Genomic DNA, 3,976 nt, shown 5'->3' on the forward strand with positions numbered 1-3,976 from the left:
GAGGGACGGCTTGCCGGCGGTGGAGGCCTTGTCCTGGGTGAACTTGGAGGCCTCGAAGTCCGGGGGGGAGCCGGGCAGCTCGCCCTTCATGCCCTTGATGAGGATGTTGGCGGCCTCCTCGGAGGAGAGGGGGTTGAAGCCGTTGCGGCGCAGCTCCTCGTCGGAGATGACGGCGACCTCCGCCTCCTTGTCCTTGTCCTGGGCGTACTTGAGGACCAGCTCCACGTAGTCCTCGAGCTTCATGCTCACGGCCTCGGCGATCTTCTTCGTCTCCGGGTCCTTGAGCAGCTCCGCGCGAACGACCTCGATGGGCCGCTTCAGGCCGCGCTTCGGCTTTCCGGTGTTGTCCTGGGACATGCTCTTGCTCCGAGAAGGAAATGGGACAGTGCGCCGGACTCTAGCCCAGTTTCCCCGCTTCACACATTCCCGCCCACCTTGGAACGCGGGAGCCGGAGTGCGGGAGACGGCTTCACGCCCGAGTGCCCGTGACTACCTTTGGCGGCAGCGAAGGACAGCCAGAGAGACGAGGCACGCCATGGCGATTTCCAAGCGGGGGCTGGTGGACAGGGTGAAGGAGGTGGCCGTCGAGGCCGGCACGCGCGGCGCGCGGGTCCTCCTGGGCACCGCGGTGATGACGGCTCGGGGGGTGGCCAACCTCCAGTCCAGGATTCGGGGCACGCCGACCCGAGGCCGCGTGAAGGCGGCGGGGACGCGGCGCGCAGCCAAGGCGGCCCGCGGCGTCATCGAGAGCGGCAAGCCCACGAAGGCCCCGGCGCGCCGCAAGTCACCGTCCGCCAGGACGGCCTCCGCGGCGGGAGCGAACACCCAGGTGGGCCGCAAGGCCGTGCCCGCCCAGCCCGCCGCCGCCAAACGCGGCACCGCGAAGAAGGCGCGCCCCGCCATCAAGACGAAGCGCGGACAGAAGCACCGGCACTGAGGCGAGGCCTCAGCGGGCGGCGTTCCTGGACACGGCCTTCGCGCGCGAGCCGCCGCTCACCTTCTTCTGCTTGGGGGCGATGCGCGTCACCGTGCCCGGACGCCGGGCAATGGCCGCCTCGCGGGCCGCTTCCTCGGCGGCGCGGGCCACGGCGGCCTTCAGCGCGAGCTGTTCGGCCTGCTGGGCCCAGCGGTGCTTCAACACGTCCCGCAGCCCGTCCTTCTGCAGGTCCACCTGGGCCTTGTGCAGACGGTAGTGCAGGTCCTCGCGCAGCGTGCCGCGCGCCAGGGCCGCGTCCGCCGAGCCGGAGACGCCCAGCACCAGCTTCGGCCGCTCCTCCTGCGTCCGCAGGCACTGCAGCAGGACGAACTGCGCGTCCCGCCCCAGCTTCGCCACGTCCGGAATGAACACCACCCCGTTGGGCTGCCGGAGCGCCTGCGGCAGCTCCGCCGCCTGCCGCACCTCCGCCAGCTCCACGTTGAAGTTGCGCGCGGCTTCCTGCGCCCAGCTGCGCCGCTCCTCTTCCGTGCCCCCATGCAGGAGCAGCGAGGAACGGTTACAGACGAGCTCCACTTCACGATAACCCTGCGGTGTCACCGGCGGCCCCCCTGCGTCTGGAAATGCGTGATTTCGAGATGCTAATGCAGACGTGCCCTCCCGGGCACGTCGGAGCCGGGACCACCTGATAATCCTTTCATGTGATGACAGGTGTTCCCGCTGTCAGGAGCCCCTGCCTCAGGCGGAGGGCACCACCACGACGGGCCGGCGGCAGCGGGCCACCAGCTCATGGGCCACCTCGCCCTCCAGGGCGTCCCGCAGCCGCGAGGGCTCCAGGGACGTCCCCACGCACACCAGGTCCACCCCTTCGCGCTCCGTGGCCTGGCAGATGGCCAGCGTCACGTCCTCGCCCGTCACCCCCTCCACGCTCCAGCGCACGGCCTGGGCAATTTCGTCGCGCGGCACCAGCGCCCACAGCCGCTGGAGCACCCGGTCCCTGTCCCTCACGGGCTCGGGCAGCACGCCGTAGTGGTCCGCGAAGCCGCGGTCCTCCAGCTTGCGGCGGTGGACGTGCAGCAGGTGCACCCGCCCCCCGGGCCCCACCAGCGTGCGCGCCTGGAAGATGGCCTTGGCGCTGGCCTCGGAGAAGTCCACGGGCACCAGCACGCTTCGCGGCGCGCGGTCCGCGCTCCGGGCCCGCACCATGGGCGGCACACACACCACGGAGTGCGCCGCGTGCCGCAGCACGCCCGCGGACACCGAGCCGTGCCACAGCCGCTTCACCCCGCTGCGCTGGTGCGTGCCCACCACCATCAGGTCCACGCCGCGCGTGTGCGCCACGTGCATCAGGTGGTCCGCCGGACGGCCGAAGCCGGGCTCCAGCACCACCTCCACGCTGCCCTCGCCCACGAGCTCGCCCACCTGCTCGCGCACCTCGCGTTGCAGCACGCGCTCCACGATGGGGTCCAGCGCCTCCATGCCCTGCAGCCCTGGCTCCAGCAGCTCCACGTGCACGGGGCTGTGGATGCCCAGCCGCTCCCGCTCGTCCATGGGCGAGCACACGTAGGTGGCCAGCACGTCACACGGCCCCACCCGGCGCAGCTCGCGCAGGTAGGCCACCGCGGCGCCCGTGGTGGAGGAGCCGGGGTCCACGCCCACCAGCACCAGCAGCCGCCTGCGGCCCCGGGCCCAGTCCGTCAGGGCGGTGTCGCTGCGCACGGCCAGCACCGGCGCGCAGCCGTAGCGGGACAGGCGTTCGGGCACCGTGGCCCGCCGCCACGCCGAGGTGCGCCAGCCGGACGCGGCCACCACAATCCACCGCGCCTGCCGGCACTCCTCGTCGCTCAGCACCTCGTCCGCGGAGGTGCCCGTCTGCAGCCGGTAGCGCACCACCCGCGCGAGCGTTTCGAGCCGCGTGGCCTCCGCCTCCAGCCGCTGCTGGGTGAGCGTCAACGCGCCGGAGCCGTCGTCGAGGAAGGCGTCGCCCTCCGCGACGCCCAGGAGCAGCAGCGGCTCTTGCAGCCGTCCCGCCACGGCCGCCGCCACGTGGGCCGCCGCGAGGGACTCAGGGGACAGGTTGGTGACACACACGATGGCCATGGCTGCCCTCCAGGTTCGGGAAAACCCTTCCCCGTGAAGGAAACGATGGCCATGGCGACGCCAGGGAGCGGGCACCCGCGCCACGCTGGCTCGCTCCAGGGCCCGGCGCACACCGCGGACGTGGGCTCGCGGGGCATGGACACGCCCCAGCGCCTGCCCGCCCGCATGTCGCGTGCGCTAGCGCGCCACCTTGGGCGCGGCGTGCCCGTCGTGGTTGGTGTGGTCCTGCTCCTCGCCCGAGCCGCCCCGGTCATCGCTCTTGCCGAAGGTGGCCAGGAAGACCTCGTCGCCGTTGCTCGTGTAGCGGTACCCCCGGCCCCACGGGTCCAGCGGCACGGAGGGCAGGTACGCGGGCACCAGCAGCGCCTCCACGTCCGCCTCTTCCGGCAGGGCCCCCTTGTCCGCGCGGTAGCGGCCCAGGGCCTCCTCCAGCACGGCGAAGTCCTGGTGGATGCGGTCGGCGTGCACGGCCTTGGAGCCGCTCAGCGCACCCACCAGGACGGCGACCACCAACCCGAGTCCGAAGACGAGCCCCACGAACAGCACGGGGGAGCGGCGGGACGGAGGGGGCTCGTCAGACGAGGCGTTCATGACCCCTTCCTATAGCCCCTTTCCGCTCGCGAGGCGCGCGTGGACTTCACCCCTTACAGGGCGCGGAACAGTGGAACGGGCTGCTGCTTGCCCTTCAGCCGCACGGGAGGCAGGTCCTCGAAGGCCGTCTCGTTGGCGTCCACCAGCTCGCGGGTGCGCTCGCCCACCAGGATTTCCCCTGGGCCCGCCAGCGAGCACAGCCGCGCGGCCACGTTCACCGCGTCACCGATGCAGGTGTACTCGGCGCGCACCGTGCTGCCGATGTTGCCCGCCACCACCACGCCCGAGTTGATGCCGATGCCCAGCTCCAGCACCAGCGGCTGGCCCTCGCGCCCGCCCGCCGCCCACTCC

General features: G+C 72.3%; 6 protein-coding genes. 1 reads left to right on the forward strand and 5 read right to left on the reverse strand.

Features of this window, described 5'->3' with window-relative positions; translation table 11 throughout:
* A partial coding sequence (locus tag G4D87_RS34580) for a hypothetical protein (protein ID WP_205507833.1) occupies window positions 1-357 on the reverse strand: 357 nt, incomplete at its 3' end.
* A 178-nt stretch (window positions 358-535) separates the two neighbouring features.
* On the opposite strand from G4D87_RS34580, the gene G4D87_RS34585 reads away from it, so the two are divergent.
* Window positions 536-937 carry a hypothetical protein gene (locus tag G4D87_RS34585; protein ID WP_205507834.1) on the forward strand — a complete coding sequence of 134 codons (402 nt, stop codon included), beginning with the start codon at window positions 536-538 and terminating at the stop codon, window positions 935-937.
* Between the two features lie 9 nt (window positions 938-946).
* Here the strand turns inward: G4D87_RS34585 and G4D87_RS34590 are convergent, their stop codons facing one another.
* The 4 genes from G4D87_RS34590 to G4D87_RS34605 all read right to left on the reverse strand — a co-directional run.
* Window positions 947-1,534 (reverse strand): P-loop NTPase family protein, encoded by a 588-nt coding sequence (locus G4D87_RS34590; RefSeq protein WP_163786937.1) that lies wholly within the window; start codon window positions 1,532-1,534, stop codon window positions 947-949.
* A gap of 138 nt (window positions 1,535-1,672) precedes the next feature.
* Window positions 1,673-3,034 (reverse strand): universal stress protein, encoded by a 1,362-nt coding sequence (locus G4D87_RS34595; RefSeq protein ID WP_163786938.1) that lies wholly within the window; start codon window positions 3,032-3,034, stop codon window positions 1,673-1,675.
* A 177-nt stretch (window positions 3,035-3,211) separates the two neighbouring features.
* Window positions 3,212-3,625 (reverse strand): type II secretion system protein GspG, encoded by a 414-nt coding sequence (locus tag G4D87_RS34600; protein WP_163786939.1) that lies wholly within the window; start codon window positions 3,623-3,625, stop codon window positions 3,212-3,214.
* A gap of 53 nt (window positions 3,626-3,678) precedes the next feature.
* Window positions 3,679-3,976, reverse strand: a 298-nt coding sequence (locus G4D87_RS34605; RefSeq protein WP_163786940.1) for an adenylate/guanylate cyclase domain-containing protein, incomplete at its 5' end; no start/stop codon positions are given.

The organism is Myxococcus vastator, assembly GCF_010894475.1.
Lineage (GTDB): Bacteria > Myxococcota > Myxococcia > Myxococcales > Myxococcaceae > Myxococcus > Myxococcus vastator.